Origin of the sequence: Kitasatospora sp. NBC_01300, from assembly GCF_041435235.1 — a bacterium.
Classification (GTDB): Bacteria; Actinomycetota; Actinomycetes; order Streptomycetales; family Streptomycetaceae; genus Kitasatospora.
This window is the reverse complement of the sequence record NZ_CP108408.1, coordinates 5,783,911-5,806,560: the sequence shown is the minus strand read 5'-3', so window position 1 is coordinate 5,806,560 and position 22,650 is coordinate 5,783,911. Positions and strand designations below refer to the sequence as shown.

12 protein-coding genes are annotated in these 22,650 nt (G+C 69.9%); 5 read left to right on the top strand and 7 right to left on the bottom strand.

Annotation, left to right across the window (positions count from 1 at the left end; all coding sequences use genetic code 11):
* Window position 1 precedes the first annotated feature (1 nt).
* A complete protein-coding gene (locus OG556_RS25685; protein ID WP_371519774.1) occupies window positions 2–1,444 on the top strand; it encodes a M1 family metallopeptidase in 1,443 nt (480 codons plus the stop codon).
* 46 nt (window positions 1,445–1,490) lie between these two features.
* Here the strand turns inward: OG556_RS25685 and OG556_RS25680 are convergent, their stop codons facing one another.
* From OG556_RS25680 to OG556_RS25655, 6 genes are all read right to left on the bottom strand, one after another.
* Window positions 1,491–2,759: a hypothetical protein gene (locus OG556_RS25680; RefSeq protein ID WP_371519772.1), complete on the bottom strand. Its 1,269-nt coding sequence runs from the start codon at window positions 2,757–2,759 to the stop codon at window positions 1,491–1,493.
* Window positions 2,756–3,112: a type VII secretion target gene (locus OG556_RS25675; protein WP_159398533.1), complete on the bottom strand. Its 357-nt coding sequence runs from the start codon at window positions 3,110–3,112 to the stop codon at window positions 2,756–2,758. Before OG556_RS25675 ends, OG556_RS25680 begins: the two co-directional genes overlap by 4 nt.
* Window positions 3,113–3,374: 262 nt before the next feature.
* Window positions 3,375–3,812, bottom strand: coding sequence for a hypothetical protein (locus OG556_RS25670; protein WP_371519769.1), 438 nt, complete (start codon window positions 3,810–3,812; stop codon window positions 3,375–3,377).
* A gap of 270 nt (window positions 3,813–4,082) precedes the next feature.
* Window positions 4,083–4,421, bottom strand: a complete 339-nt coding sequence (locus tag OG556_RS25665) for a hypothetical protein (protein ID WP_371519766.1) — start codon at window positions 4,419–4,421, stop codon at window positions 4,083–4,085.
* A gap of 538 nt (window positions 4,422–4,959) precedes the next feature.
* Window positions 4,960–5,508: a hypothetical protein gene (locus OG556_RS25660; RefSeq protein ID WP_371519764.1), complete on the bottom strand. Its 549-nt coding sequence runs from the start codon at window positions 5,506–5,508 to the stop codon at window positions 4,960–4,962.
* 111 nt (window positions 5,509–5,619) lie between these two features.
* On the bottom strand, window positions 5,620–12,660 hold the full coding sequence (locus OG556_RS25655; protein WP_371519762.1) for an RHS repeat-associated core domain-containing protein: 7,041 nt from the start codon (window positions 12,658–12,660) through the stop codon (window positions 5,620–5,622).
* 520 nt (window positions 12,661–13,180) lie between these two features.
* Here OG556_RS25655 and OG556_RS25650 point away from each other — a divergent pair.
* The 4 genes from OG556_RS25650 (at window position 13,181) to OG556_RS25635 (ending at window position 21,377) form a co-directional block, all read left to right on the top strand.
* Entirely contained in the window at window positions 13,181–17,533 is a 4,353-nt protein-coding gene (locus OG556_RS25650; protein WP_371519760.1) for a LamG-like jellyroll fold domain-containing protein, read from the top strand.
* A 162-nt stretch (window positions 17,534–17,695) separates the two neighbouring features.
* The gene (locus tag OG556_RS25645) at window positions 17,696–18,229 is read left to right on the top strand and encodes a PadR family transcriptional regulator (RefSeq protein WP_363374032.1); all 534 of its coding nucleotides are present in this window, start codon (window positions 17,696–17,698) and stop codon (window positions 18,227–18,229) included.
* A 2-nt stretch (window positions 18,230–18,231) separates the two neighbouring features.
* A complete protein-coding gene (locus OG556_RS25640) occupies window positions 18,232–18,912 on the top strand; it encodes an ABC transporter ATP-binding protein (protein ID WP_371519756.1) in 681 nt (226 codons plus the stop codon).
* Window positions 18,909–21,377, top strand: a complete 2,469-nt coding sequence (locus OG556_RS25635; RefSeq protein ID WP_371519755.1) for an ABC transporter permease — start codon at window positions 18,909–18,911, stop codon at window positions 21,375–21,377. Before OG556_RS25640 ends, OG556_RS25635 begins: the two co-directional genes overlap by 4 nt.
* Window positions 21,378–21,431: 54 nt before the next feature.
* Here OG556_RS25635 and OG556_RS25630 read toward each other — a convergent pair whose 3' ends face one another.
* Window positions 21,432–22,415: a LuxR C-terminal-related transcriptional regulator gene (locus OG556_RS25630; protein WP_371519752.1), complete on the bottom strand. Its 984-nt coding sequence runs from the start codon at window positions 22,413–22,415 to the stop codon at window positions 21,432–21,434.
* Window positions 22,416–22,650 lie beyond the last annotated feature (235 nt).

Sequence of the window (22,650 nt, the reverse complement as noted above, 5' to 3'; positions counted from 1 at the left end):
GATGCGCACACCGCTGAGTCGCCACCGCCGCAAGGCCGTCACCCTGGTGGCCGCCGCCACCACCCTCGGCGTCGCCCTGACCGCCGCCCCCGCGGGAGCGGCCGGCATCGGGGACCCGTACTTCCCCGAGGACGGCAACGTCGGCTACGACGTGGCGAACTACGACGTCCGGATCGCCTACGACCCGGCGCACCCCGACCAGTTGAACGGCGACACCACCGTCACCGCCCGGGCCCTGCAGTCGCTGGACCGCCTCTCCCTGGACCTCAAGGGCTTCCAGGTCACCTCCGTCACCGTGAACGGCACCCCCGCCAAGTCGTTCTCCCGCTCGGGCGAGCACAAGCTGGACATCGTGCCCGCCCGCCGACTGGCCGGCGGTGCCACCTTCGCGGTACGGGTGGTGTACGCGGGCAAGCCCGACCCCCAGGGCTGGCACCAGCTGGTGTCCGGCGGCGTCAACGCGATGGGCGAGCCGCACTCGGCGACCTCCTGGTTCCCGTCCAACGACCACCCGTCCGACAAGGCCACCTTCTCGCTCGCCGCGACCGTCCCCGACGGCTGGACCGCCATCGGCAACGGCCGGCCCGGCCAGACCACCAGCAAGGACGGCTCGACGACCTTCCGCTGGCGCGAGGACAAGCCGATGGCGACCTACCTCAGCACCGTCGCCATCGACAAGTTCACCGTCCACCGCTCGGCGCTGCCCGACGGGACGCCCGTCATCACCGCCTACGGCCCGGACGTGCCGATCGACGACATGGCCAAGGCGACCGAGGCCCAGCAGCCGGAGATCATCGCCTTCCTGGCCTCCAAGTTCGGCCCGTACCCGTTCTCCTCCGCCGGCGCCATCGTCCGCAGCTGGACCAAGGAATCAGGCACCGGCGCGCCGGACCTGGAGACCCAGAGCCGGCCCACCTACACCAACTACTTCTGGGACTCCGCGGCGGTCCACGAGATCACCCACCAGTGGTTCGGCGACAGCGTCTCGTTCACCGACTGGCGCGACGGCTGCATCGCCGAATGCGTCGCCCAGTACGCCAACCAGCTGTGGGACGAGCACCAGGGCAGCAACCTCGACACCGGCTTCTACGCCCCCGGCGTCGAGGAGAACCGGAACAAGCCGGAGTACTGGTCCACCAAGCTCTACGACCCCGGACAGGGCCAGGAACTCGCCGCGGCCCTCTACTTCAAGGGCTCCCTGATGATGCACGCCCTGCGGCGCACCGTCGGAGACGACACGTTCTTCGCCACCCTCAAGCGCTGGACCGCCGACCACGCCTACGGCAACGCCTCCTTCCCCCAGTTCGAGGCCCTCGCCGCCAAGGTCTCCGGCAAGGACCTCAAGGGCTTCTTCGACGCCTGGGCCCACGGCACCACGATCCCGGCGAAGGAATACCTCTACCCCGGCCCCCTGGCCCCCCTCGCCCCGGCAGGCAGCCGGTAACACCCCCCCCGGTCCCCGCGCCGACGCCAGCCCTCCTGATGCCCCATCAGGATGGCTGGCGCACGCCCGGGCTGAGCTCCTCCAGGACGATGTCGGAGACGGTCCTCGGCTGCGGGCGCTGCGGAACCGAGGTGCCGCCGTGCGTCGGCCTGAAGTCGCCGACGGGGGCCGGGAAGTGGCCCATCTCGTGGAACAGGCCCGAGAGGTCCGTGTCCTGCGGCGGCAGCGGCGGCAGCTCATGGGGCAGGTCCCCGACCGGGACGAGCTCGATCTCCGACGGGCCGCCCCCTGGCGTACCGTCCCCCGTCGTACCGCCGCGCGGTGGGCGCGGGCCCTCCAACCGGCCGTTCAGCCAGCCCTCGATGTGGTCGCCCGGCGAGATGGAGAACTTGTTCCCGGGGTTCATCACCCCGTGCCGCCACCCCCACGCCCCGGCGAACGCGCCGTTGGCCGCGCCGGAGACGTAGTCGCCCGACAACCCGAACACCGCATCCTGCGCCGCGCCTTCGGCCATCCCGGTCAGCGCCCCGTAGCCGGTGTTCCAGACCAGCCCGGCCGCGCCCTTGGCGAACGCGCCGGCCTCCTTGCCGGTCAGCGAGGTGAAGCCCTTCCCGAGCCCCTTGCCCAGGCCCTTGCCCAGCCCCTTGCCGAGCCACCCGGCACCGACACCGACCGCGCCGCCCACCGCCCCGTTGACGGCGGCCGTGCCCAGCTCGCCGCCGTCGATCGACGTGCGGTGGCCCTGGCCCAGCTCGATCACCTGGGCCAGCAGGTCGAAGCCCACCTGGGCCAGCACAGACTCGGCGACCCGGGTCACCGCACTGATCAGCGCCTTGCGCAGGAAGGCCCACACCAGGGCCCTGGTGAAGGCGATCTCCACGGGCGCCGCCTCGGCCCCGCCGAAAAGGAACAACGCTGCGTCGATGGCCAGTTGAACGGCCAGGACCACCAGCGCACCGATGATCTCGATGCGCAGGGTCTCGATCTGGTTCGCCAGGTTGTGCAGCGCGTCGGCGGCGGCGTCGCAGCACTGGGCGATGAGCGGCAGCGCGGCGTCGTCGGCGACGGCGAGCCTGGCCAGATAGGCGTCGAACGCGTCCCTGGTGGCACCGCTCAGACCCTGGTCGAGCTGGGACTTGGCGTCCGCCAGGTCCAGGACACAGGCACGGATCGACTTCGCCGCCTCGGTCCAGGCATCCGCCTCGGCCCGCAGCGCACTCTCGTTCCCCGTGGGCCACTTGTTCCCCACCAGGATCATCAGCAGGTTCTGCAACCCGTCCGGCAGCGAGGCGTTGGGGGCGTCGACCGCCATCACGCGCCGCCGCTACCGGGCACCGGGAACGTCCAGGCGAGTTCCGTGGCGTGCTCGTCGGCCTTCTCGAACGTGCTACGAGTGGCACCGAGGGCATCGGCCAGCTTGCGCAAGGTGTCCGGCAGCGCCTGCACCGCCTTCAGCAGATCGTCCCGCGGCTGGGCGAAGACCTGGTCGAAGCCCTGCCCGAGCGCCGGATCATCCCCCCAGGGCGCCGCGCCGGACAGGGCCGCAGAACTCAGCGCCGTCCAGGCAGCAGCCATGCCGTCAGCCGCCCGCCCCGCATCCGCCCCGGCCTTGCCCACCAACGCGAAGTCGACCACCAGCGTCCCGTCCAGAGCCGGCAGCTGCGGCACCGCCGACCCGCCGTACGGCGGCACCCCGGTAGGCGCATTGCGGTAACCACCAGTGGGACCAGGCACATCAGGCAACGGAGGACTCGGCACCCACCCACCTCACCCGACCCCACCCCGGACCTCGACCACTCTTGACGACATCCCAACGATCACCACCCCACTCCTGACACCCCCCTGACGCCCCCGGACCCCGCGTCGCCCATGCTCCATTGCGAGAGCCGCCCCATCCGACACATCGGATGGGGCGGCTCTCGAAACGGACCTACTGCCGAAGGAACGCGGCGAACGGCACGCCGCCGTCGTCCGCATCGGTCAGTCCCAACCGCTCCTCACCTTGGCGCTTGACGTACTGAAAGAACCCCTCGCACCTCAGATCACCGTCGACGGAGACCAATTGGGCAACCGCGCCAGGTCCGGCGTCGGAAAGCGTCCCATACTTCCAGGTGCCGGTGAACTTCACCGCGGTCGGGGACTTCTTTCCACGACACATGGCGGGGAGCAGGCTCACCTCGCCGAGCTTGCCGCCCTCCAGAAACTGGATCGAAGCGACGGGCGCCTTCCAGGATCCGATGACAGCCGGGACAGGATCCTTCGCCACCGTACACGAAGCCGCCAGCGGCAAGATGCCAGTCAGGGAGACAGCAAGGACACGCAATACGCCCTGGGCTCGTTCCCAGCCTGACCCCAGAGTCTCGGTCACCCGATACCTCCGCTCTAAACGTCTCAACGCGCGCTACTCGAAGTCACTCGGGCGGGCGAAGTCGTCCGAGGCAACACACTTCCTCGCCTCGCCGAGAACCACTGCTTTGAGTTGCGCTTCCGAAACACCCAAATTCGCCGCCGCCTCAGACGATCCCCCCCCCCGCTCAATAAACGCTGGATTCTGCGAGGCGCTCGGCTAGGAAATCCAGCCGAGCACCCACATAAACTGATCGCGACCTAATTTAACCGGCCACATGCTTCAACGGTCCTAGAAGATTTCCCTTTTCCTGGCAACCGGCATGATGATCGCCGCAAAGAGAATCTGCACCACCACCTGGATGGCAACCATCACCCATGTGCCGACCAGGAAGAGCACCAGCGCAGGGATGACAAGGAGCGCCGCGGCAAATGACCTGAACTCATCAGGCGCAGAGGTTCCTCTTCTCCTGGAAATCAGCACCAGTAATATCAGGGATGGGACTCCGATCATCAGGAACATCCCTGGAGCCCCTTCCATGTATCCCAGGAAAGATCCCCACAAGGTCTTCCGGGCACCGTAACCTCCAGCCCGGTCCGAGATCCTGGGAGCCGTCAGCGATATCTCCATCCAGCCAACCATGAAGACCATGGCATAGCGAACGGCGCAGGTAGAAATCCATTGGAAGGTGGACCCGCTAACCGATCGACAACTTACCTCAGCCATAGCTAGCAACCTTCCGTGCACTTTCCGGAGACCCAAGTGCTATCCATGTTGGGCCAGAATGGAGCCGCTGGGAGACCCGTCTCCGATGACATCGGATCATAGGCGAGCATCGACGGATGCTGCCCGCGCCTGTACTGGACCACTTCCATGTCGGGGTAGGAATCGCCGCGCCGCCGCACGGAAACGTCACCGCTACCCCTGAATTCAATGTCCAATTCATCGTCAACGGCGAAAATTGGGATCCAGCGTCATGTGAGCAGCAAACCGCCGGCCGGCAGCCGCCCCTGTCCACCTCGTCCACCTAATCCGGTCCCAGATGGAGAACGTCGTCCCGCATGAGGACGATAGCCTTGTACCAAGGCCGTGGTGTGGCCGGAACAAAACCGGGCTCCTCGTTGAATGCGGTGCGTTCGAGGAGGGTCCCGGGCGGGTCGTCGCGGAATCAGCTGGTTCGCTCCTTCGGGTTCACCGTGCAGAAGTAGACGCGGTTGGTCTGCTTGTCGAAATAGAAGCTCCCCGTGTACTGGGTCCGCGTGACCGACTTATCGAAGGCCTCACTGTGGAGCCACGCCATCGTGTCCCCGACCTCGGCGGCGATCTCCTGTGGGACACCGCACCCGATGGCACCCTCCCGCCACGTCCCGCTGTCCGTGATCGCCGTCAGCGTCGCCGGATCGAGCTGCGCCACCCCGTCCAGGCCCACGTCGGTCGGACCGGGGATCTCCGGCACCGAGTTCTTCGTCAGCACCCGGCCGACCCACTTCGTCGCGGACAGCTCGCCCAGCTGCGGGAAATGGCGCTTCAACGGTTCGACGTCCGTCCGCACCTCCGCCGGGGTCGTCGCGGCGGCGGTCGGGCGGCGGTCCTCACCCTGCCCGGCGGCGCTGCTCTCCGGTGTCGACGCACAGCCCGAGGCGAGCAGTGCCGAGGCGGGAATCAACAGCAGAATCCGAGCGCCGCCTGCTCGCTGCATCACCGGTGTTTGTTTCACGGGTTCATCATCCTTGACCTTCTTGGTTTGTTGAAGAATTTATTTTATCGAACTGCGGGTGCCGGGGCCGTCCCAGACGTCGCGCCCTCGGAACGAGCCCCGGCCCGCAGGTCACCGGTGTTCCGCGCCGCTCCCTGGGCTAGCCAAGCTTCCGGATTCGCCGATCGTCCACGTGACGGTCTTCTCCAGGCCACCTCGCGTGATGAAGGGCTTGGCCCAGCCGAGCGTCGCAAACCTACCGTTCACGTTGTCGGACACGCCGCTGGCGATGTCCTTGCTTCTCTTATTGAAGTCATACCGATCCAGCACGTGAACAGTGAGCTTCATCGTCACCTTCTTCCCTTCCACCGTCACATCAGCACTTCCCCATTGCCGGTAGTCACCCAGAGCCTTCTGCCAGTTTTCTGTCTCCGGGTAGAGACCCCTGGCCCTTGCGGAGACGTCTGAACCAGTCATGCTGAAGGCTATACGACCCGTCTTCAGTGCAATCCGCTCCGCCCACCGCTGAGCCGATTCAACCTCTTCGTCTACCAACTGGTGGATTTTCTTATCCTCGTCGTACGCCTTCGCATAGTCGATCATGTAGTCGCTTCCGGACCCGTCCAAATAGTGCATGTAAGCGTCACTACCGTCCGACAGGTGGGAGGCGTTCTTCTTGAAATTGTCACAGAGCCCGATGCCGAACCGGCTGCACTGCTGGACCGCCACGCCGGCCTTCCGCCAGCTGTCGTAGCTCGCTTTGTCCTTGTCCGTCGCCTTGGCTGACGGGTCGTACGGGAAGTCATCCCCGAAGTCGACGTTGGGCTCGCTCGGAGAACCAATCTGGTACTTGTCGCCACCCGGATCGGGCTGGGGAGCGGGAGTGTACATAGCCTTGCAGTCGCGGCTCTCGGACATCTTCATGCAGCGGACATCAGGGTCGTACAAGCCCGTTCCGTCCGACCGGTTCACCGGGTTGTTGTGCGCGTACGCGTACGCATTCCACTGCTGGGGGTCCGGCTGGGCCAAAATCGGGTCCGGGCTGAGGAAGCGGCCGGTGCTGGGCTGGTATTGGCGTGCGCCGAGGTTGGTGAAGCCGGTGGCGTCGTCCTTGAGGCCTCCCACGTAGCCCTTGTCGCCGGCCCAGGCGGTGGTGCTGGAGGTGGTGCCGCGGGGGGCGCCGAAGGGGTCGGTGGGGCGACGGGTCTCGACGAGGCTGTCGCGGCCGATGGACAGGGTGTTGGTGCCGTGGTGGTCGGCGAACTGGTACGTGAGCTTGGTCGGGCTCTCGCGGACCAGGGTGATCCCGCCGGGGATGCTGTAGTAGCGGGTACCGGTGCTGGTCTTGGTACCGGTGTCGTAGGTGAGTTCGTCGCCGCCGCCGAGGTTGACGGTGACCTTGCCGGGGTTGCGGCGGATCAGCTGGTTACCGTCGGCGTCGTAGACGTACGTCGTGACGGCCGAACCCTGAGCGAGTGAGGCGAGCTTGCCCTCGACGTCCCAGGTCAGCGTGGAGGCGTTGGCCGAGTCGGCGGCGTTCCAGGTGGAGGTGCCCCACTTGGAATTCCAACCGGGCGCGTAGACGATGAACTTGCCGTCGTCCTGGACGGTCGCGAAGTAGCCGCTGGCGTTACCCGCCCAGGTCTGCGAGGACCAGAGCGGGACGCGCTGCGGGTCGTAGACGACGAAGTTGCCGTCGTCCTGCATGGTGGCCCAGGCTCCCGGGTGGTTCTGGGTGTTGGTGGACCAGAGGACCTGGCCGGTGCGCAGCGAGCTGAGCACCAGGTTGCCGTCGTCCTGCATGGCGAGTCGGACGCTGTTGGAGCGCACGCTCTCACCGGACTTGAGGACGGACCCGGCGTTGAGGATCTTGATGCCGTTGGGGTTGTTGATCTTCGTGGTGTTGCCGGCCGCGTCGTACTCGTCGGTGCCCTGGGGGGCGGTGGCCGAGCCGTAGGTGTACGTGCCGCCGGCGAGTGCGTGCGGGCCGCCGGTGCCGCCGCCCGTGCCGGCCGCGGTGGTCGGCGTGTTGCGGGTGCCGGCGGTCGGGAAGGTCTGGTCGACCTTCACGTCCTTGGACTGGTCCCCGGCCGGGTTGTGGTCGACGAGCTTGGTGCGGTTGCCGGTCAGATCGTAGGTGTAGTCCTGCCAGTAGGCGGCGTTGCCACCCACCGTCGTCTTCGAAGGCGCCGAAGCCCCGCTGGTGGGAGTGGAGTTGGCGCAGGCCCCCTGGCCTGCCAGGGACGGGGTGGGCTGGTCGAGCCGCCCGGTGTCGCTCCACGCGGTGGTGAGGCGGCCCAGGTAGTCGTAGGAGAAGCACTGCAGGTCGGTGGCGGCCGGGGTGTTGTTCGGGATGCTCCGGATCGCCGTGATCCGGCCGGCCTGGTTGTAGGCGTAGGTCGTGTTCTGGACCGTGCCGTCGGTGGAGGTCTGCTTGTCGACGTACTGCGTCAGCGGACGTCCGGTGGACACGTCGTAGGTGTTGGTGGTGACGATCTGCCAGCCGAACGGGTTGACGGTGGAACGGATGTTGCGTCCGTAGGCGTCCCAGTCGGACTGACGGAGATAGGTGTCGTCGGCCCCGCCCATGTCGTGCAGCAGGCCGTAGATCTCGTAGTTGTAGCCGATCGACTCGTAGGCGAGGTTGCCGACGGCGGCCCGGTACTCGGTGGTCACGGCGCCGGTGATCGGGTCGTAGACGGTCTCGTACTCGTAGGTCGCCTGCCCGGTCTTGCCGATCTCGCTGCCGGGGATCGACACGGTGGACTTGGTCGGCCGGTATGCCGGGTCCAGCTCCGTGACGGCCTTGGTGTAGGCCGCTCCGCCGGCGCCCCCGACGTACCGGGTGGAGCTGGCGGCCTGGCCCTTGGCGACGGTGTCGTAGGTGTAGCCGGTGAGCTGGTTGGCCGGGTTGACCGTGCCGTTGTAGGTGCCGGTCTTGCGGCCGAGCAGGTCGTAGGTGAGCGCCATCGACTGACCGCGCGCGTCCGTGGTGGTGGCCATGCGGCCCGCACTGTCGTAGGTGCGGGTCGAGACGCCGGTGTCCGGGTCGTCGGCCTTCACCTGACGGCCGCGCTGGTCGTAGCCGTAGCTCCAACTGTTCCCGGCGGCGTCGACTCGCGTCGCGGCCTGACCGCTCGGGGTGTAGGTGTACGTGGTGACGTCGGCGTCGGCCTGCTTGCCGGTAGCGGACGGCGTCTTGTACTGCCACAGCTGGCTGGTGCGGCCGCGGGCGTCCGAGAGGGTGCTGGTCGCGGTGGCACCGGCCGGCGGCGACACGTCGACCCGGTCGGCGCCCGGGTAGGCGGTGGTCGTGGTGTTCTGCAGCACGCCGAGGGCGATGAACTGCGTGCTCACCGGTCGGCCCATGCCGTCGAAGGCGGTGGCGGTCTGGCCGGGGACCTCGGCGGGGATCGCGTTGAATCGGACCGTGTTCGGACCGGCGGTGTCGTCGTAGTGGGTGTTGAAGGTCCGGTTGGTGCGGCCCTGCGAGTCGTAGAAGGTGTCCGTCAGCAGTCGGCCGTGGTAGGCGGAGATGGCCGGACCGGTCTGGGTCTGGATGGTCCGGGCCAGGCCGTCCATGATCTGGGTGGAGACCGCGTAGCTCGCGTTGGAGCGCAGCGTCCGGCTGGTGACGGTGGACGGCCGGGCTGTGCCGTCCACGGTGTAGTCGAAGGTGAGGTTGGCGCTCGCACTGGTCGCACGGCCCGGGGTCCAGACCGCCTTGAGTCGACCGAGGGAGTCGTACGACTGGGTGACGGTACGGGCGTTGGGGTCGGTGGTGGTGATCGACAGCGCACGGGCCGGGTTCAGCGTGGTGGTGGTGTTGCGCTTGGCTCCGGCGTCGGACGCTCCCGCCGGGGCCGGGGTGCCGGTCACGGTCCGGTTGGGCAGCTCGCCCGGGTTCGCCGAGCTGTAGGTCGTGGTCACGGTGGCGCCGTTCGGATTGGCGCTGTCGGTGGCCGTCACGTCGGTGGCGCTGGTGGCACGGCCGTAGACGTCGTAGGCGGAGGTTCCGGTGGTCACGAACTGAGCTGCGCCGGAACCGTCGTAGCGGTCCAGCACCTGCGCACCGGTCGGTTCCCCCTTGGCGCCCGCAGAGCCGAACGCCGCACCGTCGTACAGCGTACGGGCGCCGGAGACGGTGTTCGCCGCGGTCGGCGTCGCCGTACAGGCGTTCGCGCCGGAGACGGTCAGCGCCTCGGACACCAGCCCGGTCATGCTCGGATTCGCGCCGGTGGCGTAGGAGTTGCGGACACAGACGTCGGGCGTGCCGTCCGCGGTGCTGAGGCTGGTCTTGATCCGGTTGCCGTTCGCCGGGTCACTGGTGGTCACCGTCGAGGTGGCCCGGGTTCCGGTAGTGGTCCGGCTGGTCGAGGTGCTGGTCGAGGTGGTGGCCGCGTACCGGGCGACGAGGTCCGGCAGACCGGGCCGCTTGTGGGTCGCGGTGGTCACCGGGCCACTGCTGGTGTTCACGGTGGACGCCTCGGGTGCGGCCGCGTCGGCGTCGACGTAGACGTCGCTCTCCAGCACCCGGCCGGACAACCAGTCGTCGTCGCGGCGGCCGCCGCTCGTCGGCCCGGATACCGTCACCGACCGGGCCGATCCGTCCGCCTTCAGATCGCCGTCCATTCCCTGGTGGTAGCTGGTCGACGTCTTGGACTTCGCGCCGTCCTTGCCCGAGCCGGTCACGGCGGTCACCTTGGCGTAGCCGCGGAACTGGTCCCAGGTACGGGACTTGTCGTCCACCAGGGCGCCGTCGTTGCGGTGCCAGGCGGCCGGTCCGTACTCGTAGGCGGTGACCTTGGTGACCGAGCCGGCGACGAGGTTGGAGTTCGGGTCGACGGTCACCGAGGCGACCGGATAGCGCAGGAACCAGTCGTCCACCATCGCGGCCACACCCGTGTCGTACCACTTCACGTTGTAGCAGCTCATGGTGTTGCCGTCCGCCGAGGACGGCATCTTGCCCGTGGTGCGCATGCACGATTCGCGGTTGTAGTCCACCGCGATCGTGCCACCGGTCTCGACGGTGATCACCTCGATCCGCGGCCGGTAGTAGCGCGGGCGGGCCGGAACGAGGCCGTCCACCCGGTTGGGCAGCATCAGGTCCGCGAAGGTGACCTCCGGCAAGGCCTGGTCGGTCTGCCCGTTGAAGGTGTCCTTGCCGATCCGCTTGACCGCCTGGAGCCACGGGATCTGCGTGTTCTCATCGGAATTGGCCGGCTTCTTGAACGTGTGCGTGAGCTCGTAGCGGTCCACCGGGCGGTACGAGCCGCCGGAGCGGATCGAGGTGGTGACGGCGTTCAGCCACCTGGTCGACCAGTAGGTCGGTCCGTAGCTGGAGCAGGTGCCCTGCTCGGCGCACTGCTTGTCGAGCGGCACGTCGGGCCAGTTGGCCGCGTTGGCGGAGGTCCGCTGCGCGGGGTCACAGGCCACCGCGCCCGAGACACAGCGCTCGCCCGTCTCGAAGTCGATCTTCGCGGCGGGCTGGTGGGCACCGTTCGTACCGAGCTGGTCGGAGAGCAGCTGCCCGTAGCCGATCGAGGCGAGCGTGCCGCCGCGGGTGTACGAGGAGTTCACACCACTGCCACGGTTCTGGCCGCCACCGCGGGCGTACCAGTTGGCCTCCGGCGCGTAGGTGTAGGTGGTCAGGTTGTTGTGGGCGTCGACGACGTAGTCGAGGTTCCAGCGCCACGCGGTCTGGCACCAGGAGCCCTTGCCCTTGGCCGCGTCGTAGCACGGGTCACCCGCGTTCGGCGAGTAGACCGGCACCGTCCAGGCCGACTTGCTCTCCGGGCCGGTGCTGGTCGGCGTACCGGACGCGGAGGGCAGGTGGTTGAGGCCGAAGTAGTAGACCGTGCCGGAGCTGTCGGTGACCTTGAGGTACGACCCGTTCCAGGTGCCGTTGTCGGCGCCGGTGAGGAACTCGACCTTGGTCCCGTCGTCGTTCCTCAACCGCCAGGTGCACGTGGACTGCTCGGACTTGGCGTCACCGGGCACACAGGGGTCGTTGGGCACGAGCTCGCCCGAGTGGCCGCCCAACGACAGGGACAGGTTCGCCCCGCCCCAGCACTGGTCGCCGGATCCGGCGATCCCGGCCTTGTCGCACGCCTTGTAGGAGCGCTCGACGAAGCCCGAGCTGAAGTCCCAGCCGTCACCGATCCAGGACGCCTGGGAGTTGGTCGACGAGGTCCTCCCGTCGACCGCCGCCGAGTCGTAGCCCAGCGCCACCTGGGGCGCCGTGCCGCCGAGCGACGGCGGGGACTGGACCGGGTAGCTGTACGTGAACGCGCCCGACGAGCTGCCGGCCGTCCACGCCTGGCTGGGGGAGAGCGAGGTCGCGCTGTAGGTGCCGAGGCCGCTGGACGGGGTGCCCTCGGCCGCCAGCACCATCGCCACCGGGGCTGCGAGCGCTGAGCCGCCGGACGGTGCCTGGTCCCCGGACTTCGAGTCGGCTCGCGACCCCTTCGCCGGAGCGGTGTCGACGGCGGGCAGATCGATGTCGGCGACGAGCTTCTTCGCCTCCGCGTCGTAGTGCGAGGGCACCGGCGTGCGGGCCAGGCAGCCGGCCACCTCGGGCGTGGTCAGCGAACACGCGGGCAGCGACACCAGCTGTGCCCGCTCGGCGAAGCCACCGCCGAACCCGGCACCCGACAGGTCCAGGCCCAGCCGCACCTTCGTCGCGCCCGCCTGCTCGGCGCGCTCCAGCGTGACCAGGGTCCCCTGCACACCGGCGGCGCCGGCGGCCTTCGCGTCGGCGACACTCACCTTGACCGGCGGATTGGCCGGACCGGTGTCCGTGCCCGGGGCAGCACCCGAGGCCTTCGGCGCGGTATCCGGCGCGACAGGCGCCAGCCACACCGGCAGGTCGCCGGCCCGCTTCGAGGCGCCGGCCGCCGACTCCCGCACCTCGGCACCGTCCGGGCCCTTGCGCACGGCCTTCGCGCCGGGCGCCGGCGCGGGATCCAACAGGGCGACAGCCGAGCCCGAGGCACTCTTCGGAGTGCTCTTCGGCGGCACCCAGTCCGATGAACCCTTCTTCGCCGGTACCGACTTCGGCTCCTCCGGCGAGCCCGGCACGGAAGCCGTCTTCGGCAGCGGAGTACCCGGCGGCGACCAGATCTTGTCCTTGTCCGCCACCGGCGCGGCCAGCGCCGGGACGACAGGTGACACAAGAGCACTCAGCACGGTCAAAGCGCTCACAAAAGCGACACGAGAGCTTCGACGCCGCCCTGGTGGCGGCGCTCCCCTCCCTGCCGACCACGGCAAACGGACGCGACGAACAGACACCGTTACCCCCCATAGGTAGCCACGCCCTCAGCTGGGGCGTGGACAGACGACTGTGGCGGACAGTAGGGGGTAATGCGACCCCGGGTCGAGGAATTGACCGATCACGACGTGGAGTGATTCATGTCACAGGGAGTCAAAGTGGTTCGCCCACCCCCAAACCAGACAGTTGACCACCTAAATGATTTGACCATCAGTTTGCCATTGCGGGAGCTTGCTGGCGCCCCCTGTGCCTGTCCTTTACCGATCGGCCAGAGGGGCAGATCCGATTGTCATAGCGAGGGGGGAACCTCACCACATGCCTGCTGCTCCGCCCGGCGCCCGCTCCGGCACGCGTCTTCGTCCACGGACCCCGTCCGCGCGCGCATCCGTCGCGGCCGTTGGCCTCGTCCTGGCCCTGACCTCGGTGGCACCCGTCGCGTTCGCCGCCCCGGCGCCCACCACGCCCACCACCACACCCGGAACGCTTTCCCCGGACCTGCTGGCGGCCATGGCCGCCGCAGACGCCAGGCAGACCAAGGAGAAGCCTGCGGCTGCGGCCGCCGACCGGGCGATTGCCCAGGCCAAGGCCACCGGCAAGCCCGTCCCCGTACCAGAACTGACGGACGAGTACAGCGAAACGGTCGCCACTCCGGAGGGCCACCTCTCCCGTTCCCAGCACGCCGACCAGCAACGCGTCAGGCAGCAGGACGGCGCCTGGGCCGCTCTGGATCCCAAGCTCATCGCCGACCCGACGGGCGGCTACCGCCCCCGGGCCGCCTCCTCCGGAGTCCACCTGTCCGGTGGCGGCAGCGGCCCCCTCGGCACGCTGACCAGCCCGGACGGCGAGAAGCTCGTCATCGACTCGCCGTTCCCGCTGACCAAACCGTCCCTCGACGACGACGGTGACGGCCTGGTCTACCCCGACGTCGCCCCGGGCATCGACCTGAAGGCCACCGCCGACAAGTTCGGCGGCCTCAGCACCGTCCTGATCGTCAAGACCGCCGAAGCCGCCAACAGCCCGCTGCTGAAGAAGATCCGCTTCGGTACCACCGGTCAGGGCGTCACCGTCAAGGACGACGGGTCCAACAACCTCACCGCCACCGGCAAGGACGGCAAGGTCCGCTGGCACGCCCCGGCCCCTCGGATGTGGGACAGCTCGGGCAGCACGGCCGGCACCGTCCCCGCAGCCCCTGCCGGCAAGTCCGCCGCGGCCGCGCAGGCCGCCCCGGCCGACGGCGACGGCGCGGCCCAGGCCGGTGTTCCCGCCAAGTCGGACAAGCCCAGCAGCGCGGACGGGCCCGGCACGGGTGCCAGGGTCGCGACCATGCCCACCACGGCCTCCGGCGACGCCGTCGAGCTGACCACGGATGCCTCGGTGCTCGGCAAGGGCCAGGGCCCCTGGTTCATCGACCCCGGGTGGATCTACGACTCCCGTAGCGGCAACGCCTGGACCTGGACCCAGCAGGCGTACCCGAAGACGCCCCGCTACGGGCAGACCACCGCCTCCGACGGCCAGTACGCCCGCCCCGGCATCGGGTACCAGGGGTACCAGGTCGACAAGGGAATCGAGCGGTCCTACTTCCAGATCGACACCCGCGGATTCGGCGGCACGGTCATCAACAAGGCCACCATGTCGGTCTGGGAGTACGAGTCCTCGGACTTCTCCTGCACCACCACCTATCCGGTGGACCTCTACTTCACCGGGCCGATCAACAACCAGACCACCTGGAACAACCCGCCCACCGTGGTGGGCGGCCGACTCGGCCGCGCCGACGTCGCCGGCTCCGGCGGCAATGGCTGCTACGACAATCGCGAGTTCCAGTACGACGTCACCTCCGTCTACCGGGACCGCGCCGCCACCCACGACAACCTGACCTTCGGTGTGTTCGCCGGCGACGAGTCCAACAAGATGGCCTTCAAACGCCTGACCTACAACCCGGTGGTGGTCGTCGAGTACGACCGCGCACCGGACACCCCGACCAACACCTACGTCTGGCCGCCGCCGGGCACGGCGTCGCCGTGGGCCGAGAACCAGGGCTGCGACGGTTCCTCGGTCGGCTGGCTCGGCGCGGGCAGCAACTTCAACGGCGCGGTGTCCCTGAACGCCACCGTGCACAGCCCGGTCCAGAACTCGCTCTACTCGTGGTCGAAGATCTGGGACTACAACCTCCCGGGCGTGCCCGAGGTCGACTCCGGGAAGTCGGGTCTGGTGGGCAACGGAGGCAACGCCGCCTTCCAGGTGCGCTCCGACGTGATCAAGGACGGGCACGTCTACGGCTGGGGCTCCTTCGCCACCGACGACTTGACCTCGTCGGGATACGCCCCCGCGTGCCGCTTCGGGGTCGACCTGACTCCCCCGAGCCTGTCCGTCCCCGACGTCTACACCGCTCTTCCCGAGAGCTCGCTCGCCGACCACTTCCCGCCGTCCGGTAACGGACAGGTGACCAGGAAGAAGGCCTGGGAGTGGGGCATCGTCCCCTTCACCGCCGCCGACACCGCCCCCAACGGCGGCACGCCGTCGGGTGTCACGTGCGCCCGGTGGTCCTGGGACCCGCAGCTCTCGGGCGCCGAGTGGCAGTGCGGATCCTCCCTCCCGCAGGGCGGCGTCAGCGTCCTGCCGGGCCGTTGGGGCACCAACATCGTGTACCTCCAGGTGATGGACAACGCCCGCAACGTCTCGCCGATCGCCCAGTACGCCTTCTACGTCCCGTGGAACCCGGACGGCCCGCCGCCGGTCTTCGGCGACGTCACCGGTGACGGCGCGCCCGACATCGTCACCCCCGACCAGTCGGGCGACCTGCGCGCCTACGCCGTGGCCGGCAACCCGCTCGCCAAGAGCCCTGCCGTCTCCCTCGTCGCCAAGCGCGACGACTCGCCCACCGGACAGGGCTGGGCCAACATCCAGTTCGCCCACCGCGGCACACTGACCGGCGGCAACAACATCGACGACATCGTCGCCCACGCCCCCGGCGACAAGGACCTCTACCTCTACGGGAATCCGGGCAACACCGGCTACTACGGCCGGGTCGACACGAGGTCGGTCCTCCCGAAGCCGAAGTGCGTCACGACGGCCAGCGAGGACTGCTCCTGGCTCACCGCCACCGGATACAACGCCACCGACTGGTCCAACACCCTCCGCGTGGCCGCACTCGGCGACCCGGCGAACACGGACCTCGACTACAAGCTGCAGTTCAAGAACAAGAGCGGCCTGCTCACCGTCGAGAGCACCGAGAACGGCACCGACGCCGCCCTCTGGTACTACCCCACGACCAAGCTCCAGACCCTCGGCAAGCCCGTCCGGCTCGCCGCCTCCGGGTGGAAGGACAAGGAGCTCATCGCCCCCGGCGACTGGGCCAAGCAGGGCCACCCAGGCCTGTGGGCCCGGAACCTGGAGGCAGCCGCGGACGGCGGCAAGGGCACTCTGCTCGCCTACACCTTCACCACCGGGACAGTGGTGTCCACCGACCGCAACGGCAGGCCCGTACTGGACACCAGCGGGAACACCGCCACCGTCCCGACGCTGGCCCAGATCTCCAACCCGGTCACGATCGGCTCCGTCTCCCCGGACACCTGGCCGACGCTCGGCTCGGACGGGGACCTCACCGGCAACGGCGCGGCCGGTCTCTGGGGCAAGCGCGGCAACGGTCAGATCGACATCTGGTGGGGCGCGCCCACCAACCCCGGAAGCCCCAACGCCGCCTTCACCTGGCAGGCCGGACCGACCCGGGCCGCGGACACTTCCGTGAACCCGCTCTGGTGGGCACTCGACGGCACCTCCGCCGTCGACAGCAACGCCGCCAACGCGCTCTACCCGAGCACGTTCACCCGCACCACCGACCACAACGGCGCCGCGGGCAAGGCGACCGTCCTCGACGGCAACACCCTCTACCGCAGCACCAACCAGGCCAACATCGACACCGGCCAGAGCTACACCGTCGCCGCCTGGGTCAAGGTCAACAACGCCAACGGCTACCAGACCGCCGTCTCCCTGACCGGCAACGAGCGCAGCCCGTTCTACCTGCAGTACTCCGCGACGTACGGCAAGTGGGCCTTCAACCTGCCCTCGTCGGACCAGCTCCGCCCCAGCACGTACTACGCGGCCGTCGACTCCGAGCAGCCACAGATCGGCGCCTGGACCCACCTGGCCGGTACGTTCAACGCGGACACCCAGACCGCGACGCTGTACGTCAACGGCCGAGCGGCCGGAAGCACGAAGGTCCCTGCGGGCTGGAAGGCCAACGGCAGTCTGAACATCGGCGGGGAGACCACCACCCGCTACCCCGGGCCTGACAGCCGTGTGAACGGCGCGGTCAGCGACGTCCGGATCTACCCGTACGCGTTCACCGACCAGCAGGCCAACACGCTCGCCACGGCCGGCTCCGACGTCCAGATCCGGAGCGCCTACAACCCCGGTAGGTGCATCGACAGTTGGGGCGGTTCCATCGGTACGGCGGTCGCCTTCTACAACTGCTACAACGGCAACGCCCAGCACTTCACCCTGACCACCGACAACAAGATCAAGGTCTCCGGCGCCGACCGGTGCATCACCACCAACGACAAGCCGGCCGGCAACGGCACCAAGGTGTCCTTCCAGACCTGCACCGCCGACGACGCCCAGACCTGGGTCCGCCGCTACGACGGCACGCTCTACAACCCGATCTCCGACAAGTGCCTCGAACTGCCCGGCTGGGCGGACGCGAACGGCACCACGCTCGGGGTCTGGTCCTGCACCGCCAGTGCCAACCAGCGTTGGCTGGTGCGCGCCCAGGCGGGCTGACCACCGGGTGCCCACGGAAGTCTGAACGACCAGGGCACCTAACCACTGCGGCCTCCCCGAGTCCTGCTCGGGGAGGCCGCGGCCGTGTCGGCGGCGCCGGTCGGGCTCCCAGGGGGCCCGCTATACACCTGTGTGTATACATGGCCTGTATAGTCCCGGAGCATGTCACTCGGACAGCTGTTCCTCGGCCTGCTGGAGACCCAGCCCCGCCACGGATACGACATCAAACGCCTCCATGACGAGCACTTCGGGCGCGACCGCGGCCTGCACTACGGGCAGGTGTACGCGACGCTCTCCCGGCTGTTGAAGAACGGGCTGGTGGTGGTCGACGGCGTCGAGGCCGGCGACGGCCCGGAGCGGAAGCGGTACGCGATCACCGATGCCGGGGTCACCGACCTCGCCAACTGGCTCGCGCACCCGGAGAGTCCGCAGCCGTACCTGCAGAGCACGCTCTACCAGAAGGTCGTGCTCGCCCTCCTGACCGGCCGCTCCGGCGCCGACGTCCTGGACGCGCAGCGGGCCGAACACCTCAAGGAGATGCGGGAGCTGACCCGCCGCAAGCTCACCGGTGACCTCACCGACCAGCTGATCTGCGACCACGCCCTGTTCCACCTGGAAGCCGACCTGCGCTGGCTGGAGCTCACCGCCGCCCGCCTGGACGAACTCGCCGCCCGCATCACGGAGTCCCAGCGTTGACCATGTCCGAACCCCTGCTCGCCGCCCACGACCTGCACAAGAACTTCGGGCTCACCCCGGCGCTCGCCGGGGCCTCGCTCACCGTCGCGGCCGGCGAACTCGTCGCCGTGATGGGCCCGTCGGGCTCCGGCAAGTCCACCCTGCTGCACTGCCTCGCCGGGATCACCCGACCCGACAGCGGCCGCCTCCGCTACCGGGAGCGCGACCTCACCGCCTGTTCCGACGCCGAGCTGAGCGCCCTGCGGCGTACCGAGTTCGGCTTCCTGTTCCAGTTCGGCCAGCTCGTCCCGGAACTCTCCTGCCTGGAGAACGTCGCGCTCCCGCTGCGCCTCAACGGACTGCGCCGCCGGGCCGCCGAGGCCCGGGCCCGCGAATGGCTGGAGCGCCTGGAGGTGGACGACGTGGCCGCCAAGCGCCCCGGCGAGGTCTCCGGCGGCCAGGGGCAGCGGGTCGGCGCCGCCCGGGCCCTGATCACCGGGCCGAGGGCGGTCTTCGCCGACGAGCCGACCGGCGCGCTCGACTCCCTCAACGGCGAGCGGGTGATGAAGCTGCTCACCCAGGCCGCCCGGGAGAGCGGCGCCGCCGTCGTCCTGGTCACCCACGAGGTCAGGGTCGCCGCCTACGCCGACCGCGAGATCGTCGTCCGCGACGGCCGCACCCGCGACCTGGCGGGCGCGATATGAGCAGTTCCACCACGAGCGGCCCCGGCCCGAACGCGACCGCCACGAGCGCCCCCGCCACGAACATCCCCGCCGCCGACCGGGTCCGTTCGCCGTTCCTGGACCAGCTCGGCCTCGGTGTGCGGCTGGCCCTCACCAGCGGGCGGGACGGCTGGGGGCGGCTGCTGCTCACCGCCTGCGGCGTCGGCCTGGGGGTGGCACTGCTGCTGTTCACCGCCTCCTTCCCCGGCATCGTCCAGCACCGCAACGAGCGCCTGTACATACAGAACGACACCTTCCGCGACGAGGACCTGCCCACGCCCGGCAACCGGACGGTCCTCATCGCCACCGCCGACACCACGTTCCGGGGCACCGCGATCCGTGGACGGGTCGTCCAGCCCGAGGGCCCGGACGCGGCGCTCCCGCCCGGCGTGGCCGCGTACCCGCCGCCGGGGCGGATGGTCGTCTCGCCCGCCCTGGCCGAGCTCCTGAAGGACCCGGCCAACCAGCTGCTGCGCGACCGCCTCCCCTACCCGGTGGTCGGCGGCATCGGCCCGGACGGCCTGCTCGGCCCCGGCCAGGCCGGCTACCTGCTCGGCAGTGACCGGCTCTCGCTGGACGCCGGAGCCGCCCGCGTCACCTCGTACGGCCACTTCTCGCCGCCCAAGCCGATGGACTCCCGGCTGATCCTGCTCAACGCCGTCGGCCTGACCGTGATGCTGGCCCCGGTCGGCGTCTTCCTCGCCGCCGCCGCCCGTTTCGGCGGCGAACGGCGCGACCGCAGGCTCGCCGCGCTGCGCCTGGTCGGCGCGGATCGCCGGATGACCGCCCGGCTCGCCGCCGGGGAGTCCCTGGTCGGCGCGGTGCTGGGCCTGGTCGTGGGCGCGGCGCTGTTCCTGCTCGGCCGGCGGCTGACCGGCCACCTGCGGCTCGCGGGCTTCAGCTTCTACCCCGAGGACATCGCGCCGCACCCCGCCATCGCCGCCGCGATCGCCGTGGTCGTGCCGCTCCTCGGCGTCGGCGTGACCCTGCTGGCGATGCGCCGGGTCACCGTCGACCCGCTCGGTGTGGTCCGCCGGTCCGGCCCCGGCCGGCGCCGGATCGGGTGGCGGCTGGCGCTGCCGCTGGCCGGCCTCGCCCTGACGGCGCTCGCGCTGGCGCTGCCCGCGCAGTACGACCCGTCCGGGATAGGGAGCACCGCCGTATTCAACTCTGTTCAGAACAGTCGCGGTTCACTGCTGGTCGCGTCCGGCGTGCTGCTGATGCTGGTGGGCGTCTGCACCCTGCTGCCCTGGCTGGTGGAGGCCGCCACCCGGCGCTCCGGTGGTGGCGTGTCCTGGCAACTCGCCATCCGAAGGCTCCAGTTGAGCTCGGGCCCCGCCTCGACCGCGGTCAGCGGCGTGGTCGTCGCCGTCGCCGGGGCGATCGCCCTGCAGACGCTCTTCCTCGGTGTCAGCGCGAGCTACGAGGACCGCCCCGGCCCCCGCGCCGCGGTCGGGCCGTACCAGCACTCGGTGTCCTTCCCCGGCGGCGGCCCGCAGGCCGACCGGCTCGCCGACTCGCTGGCGCGCTCCCCCGGGGTCCAGGCCATCGCCGCCTACACCGAGTTCGCCCTGGAGACCCCCACCGCCAAGCTCTGGGAGCTGCCCTCCGTCCGGATCGCCGACTGCGCCGTGCTGCGCGGCTTCGCGACCCTGCCCGACTGCAAGGACGGTGACGCCTTCGCCGTCCGGGGCCGGACCACCCGACCGGACGCCGGCAGCGACGCCCCCGCCGCCGCGGCCAAGCCCGGCACGACCGTCCACGCCGCCTTCTTCCGCGGCGACGGCGAGCCGCCGTCCTGGCCGCTGCCCGCGGTGACGGCCACCGTCGAGCCCGTCGAAGGCGCCGACCCCCACGGGCGGCTCGGCTTCGGCCTGCTGCTCCTCACCCCGGGCGCCGCCCCGGCCGCCGCACTGCGCGGCCAGCCCGCGACCGTCCTGGTCGCGATGGCCCCCGGGCTGCCGGACCCGAAGGAGCAACTCGCGACCGACGTCATGGCGATCGACCCGCAGGGCCTCGCCGGGTCCCCGCTCGACCGCGCCGTCGACCCGACCTACCTCGCCGTCAAACGCCTGCTCACCGCCGGCTCCGCCGTCACCCTGCTTCTGGTCGCCCTCAGCCTGCTGGTCGGCCAGCTGGAGCGCTTCCGGGAGCAGCGCCGCATCCTCGGCGTGCTGAGCGCCGTCGGTACCCGCCGCCGGGTCCTGGGCCTGTCGGTGCTGTGGCAGACCCTCGTCCCGATGGCCCTGGGCATGCTGCTGGCCGTCGTCGGCGGCCTGCTGATGGGAGCCGTCCTCCAGTACACGGCGGGCCTGCCCTTCGCCCTCGACTGGGGCTCCATGCTGGCCATGTCCGCGATCGCCGCCGGCGCTGTCCTCCTCACGACCGCGCTCGGCCTGCCGCAGCTCCTGCGCCTGATGCGGCCCGGCGAACTGCGCTACGAGTAGCACCGGCCACCGGGGGCCGTCCCGCCAGGCGGCGGCGACGGCCCCCGGTGCCGGTCACAGGTCGTCGAGGGGTTCGTCCAGGACGCCCTCGCGGGCGATGATGTAGCCGAGGTGGCCGCGGCTGCGGCTGCCGAGGAGTTCGCTGGCCTTCTGGATGTGGCTGGAGACCGTACGGGTGCTCATGCCGAGGCGGGAGGCGATGGCCTCGTCGGTGTAGCCGTTGACCATCAGGCGCAGGACGTTCTGGCGGGTGCGGTCGGTGAGCAGCTGGGGGCGGTGGCGGCCCTCCAGGTAGGTGACCGGCTCGGCGCGTTCCCACATCAACTCGTAGATCTTGAGCAGGTACTCGACCAGCGGTGGGAACTGGATGAGCATCGCGGCGGCCTCGCGGTCGGCCGCGGCCGGGACGAAGGCCGTGGAGCGGTCGCAGATGATCACCCGGTCGAACACCTCGTTCAGGGTGCGTATCCGGGCGCCCCGGGCCGTGACCTGCTCGATGTAGGCCAGCGTCGGGCCGTGCGCGCGCACGGTGTGCTGGTAGAGGGTGCGCTGGCGCACGCCGCGCCCGGCGAGGGCGAGGTCGCGCGGGAGGGCGTCCGCGAGGTGCTCGGGGCTGCGGCCGCCGCCGGGCTGGGCGGTGCGCAGTTCCTCGGTGCAGGCGGCGACGGCCTTCTCCAGCGCGGGGTTGATCTCCTCGCCCGTCAGGAGGCGGACCGGCAACTGGGCCCGGCGCATGACGTCCTGGTAGGCACGGTCGGCGGCGGTGAAGGCGGTGCGCAGCTCGGCGAGCCGCTCCTGGTGGCCCAGCACGGCGAGTTCGAGCGGCCGGGTCAGGCCGGTGGCCGCGATGTCGGGCGGGACGGGGGTCAGCCGCTCGCCGGAGCCGGGCACGGAGCGCAGCAGGCCCATCGAGAGCAGGCACTCGGGGGCGTCCCCGGCGGCGCAGCCCTCGGCCAGCGCCACCCGGTAGAACTCGATCCCCCGGTCACAGAGCTGCGGTGTCCCCATTCCCGCGCTGTTGTCCTGGGATAGGCACATCTGGGCATCCTTCCGGCTTCGGCATTGCGGTTTCACGAATGCCCGTACCGGCCACCGCCAGGCGTCTGAAATGGCAGGATGGAAATCACCTGTCGTTCGGAAGCCGTCCCCCCGGGCTCTGACTGCCGTGAGTGTACGCCCAAGTGGCGCGGAAATCAGCGGCCGACGGCGAAGCCGAGCGCGCCCGGAGGCGGGGGAGCCGACCGCGGCAGTGTCGGACCCGAGCGCACCCGGC

Bases quoted from the DNA above. Each gene is read 5' to 3' on its own strand.
- OG556_RS25665 (WP_371519766.1), bottom strand. From the start codon at position 4,421: ATGGAGATATCGCTGACGGCTCCCAGGATCTCGGACCGGGCTGGAGGT.
- OG556_RS25630 (WP_371519752.1), bottom strand. From the start codon at position 22,415: ATGTGCCTATCCCAGGACAACAGCGCGGGAATGGGGACACCGCAGCTC.
- OG556_RS25645 (WP_363374032.1), top strand. From the start codon at position 17,696: ATGTCACTCGGACAGCTGTTCCTCGGCCTGCTGGAGACCCAGCCCCGC.
- OG556_RS25640 (WP_371519756.1), top strand. From the start codon at position 18,232: ATGTCCGAACCCCTGCTCGCCGCCCACGACCTGCACAAGAACTTCGGG.
- OG556_RS25685 (WP_371519774.1), top strand. From the start codon at position 2: ATGCGCACACCGCTGAGTCGCCACCGCCGCAAGGCCGTCACCCTGGTG.
- OG556_RS25635 (WP_371519755.1), top strand. From the start codon at position 18,909: ATGAGCAGTTCCACCACGAGCGGCCCCGGCCCGAACGCGACCGCCACG.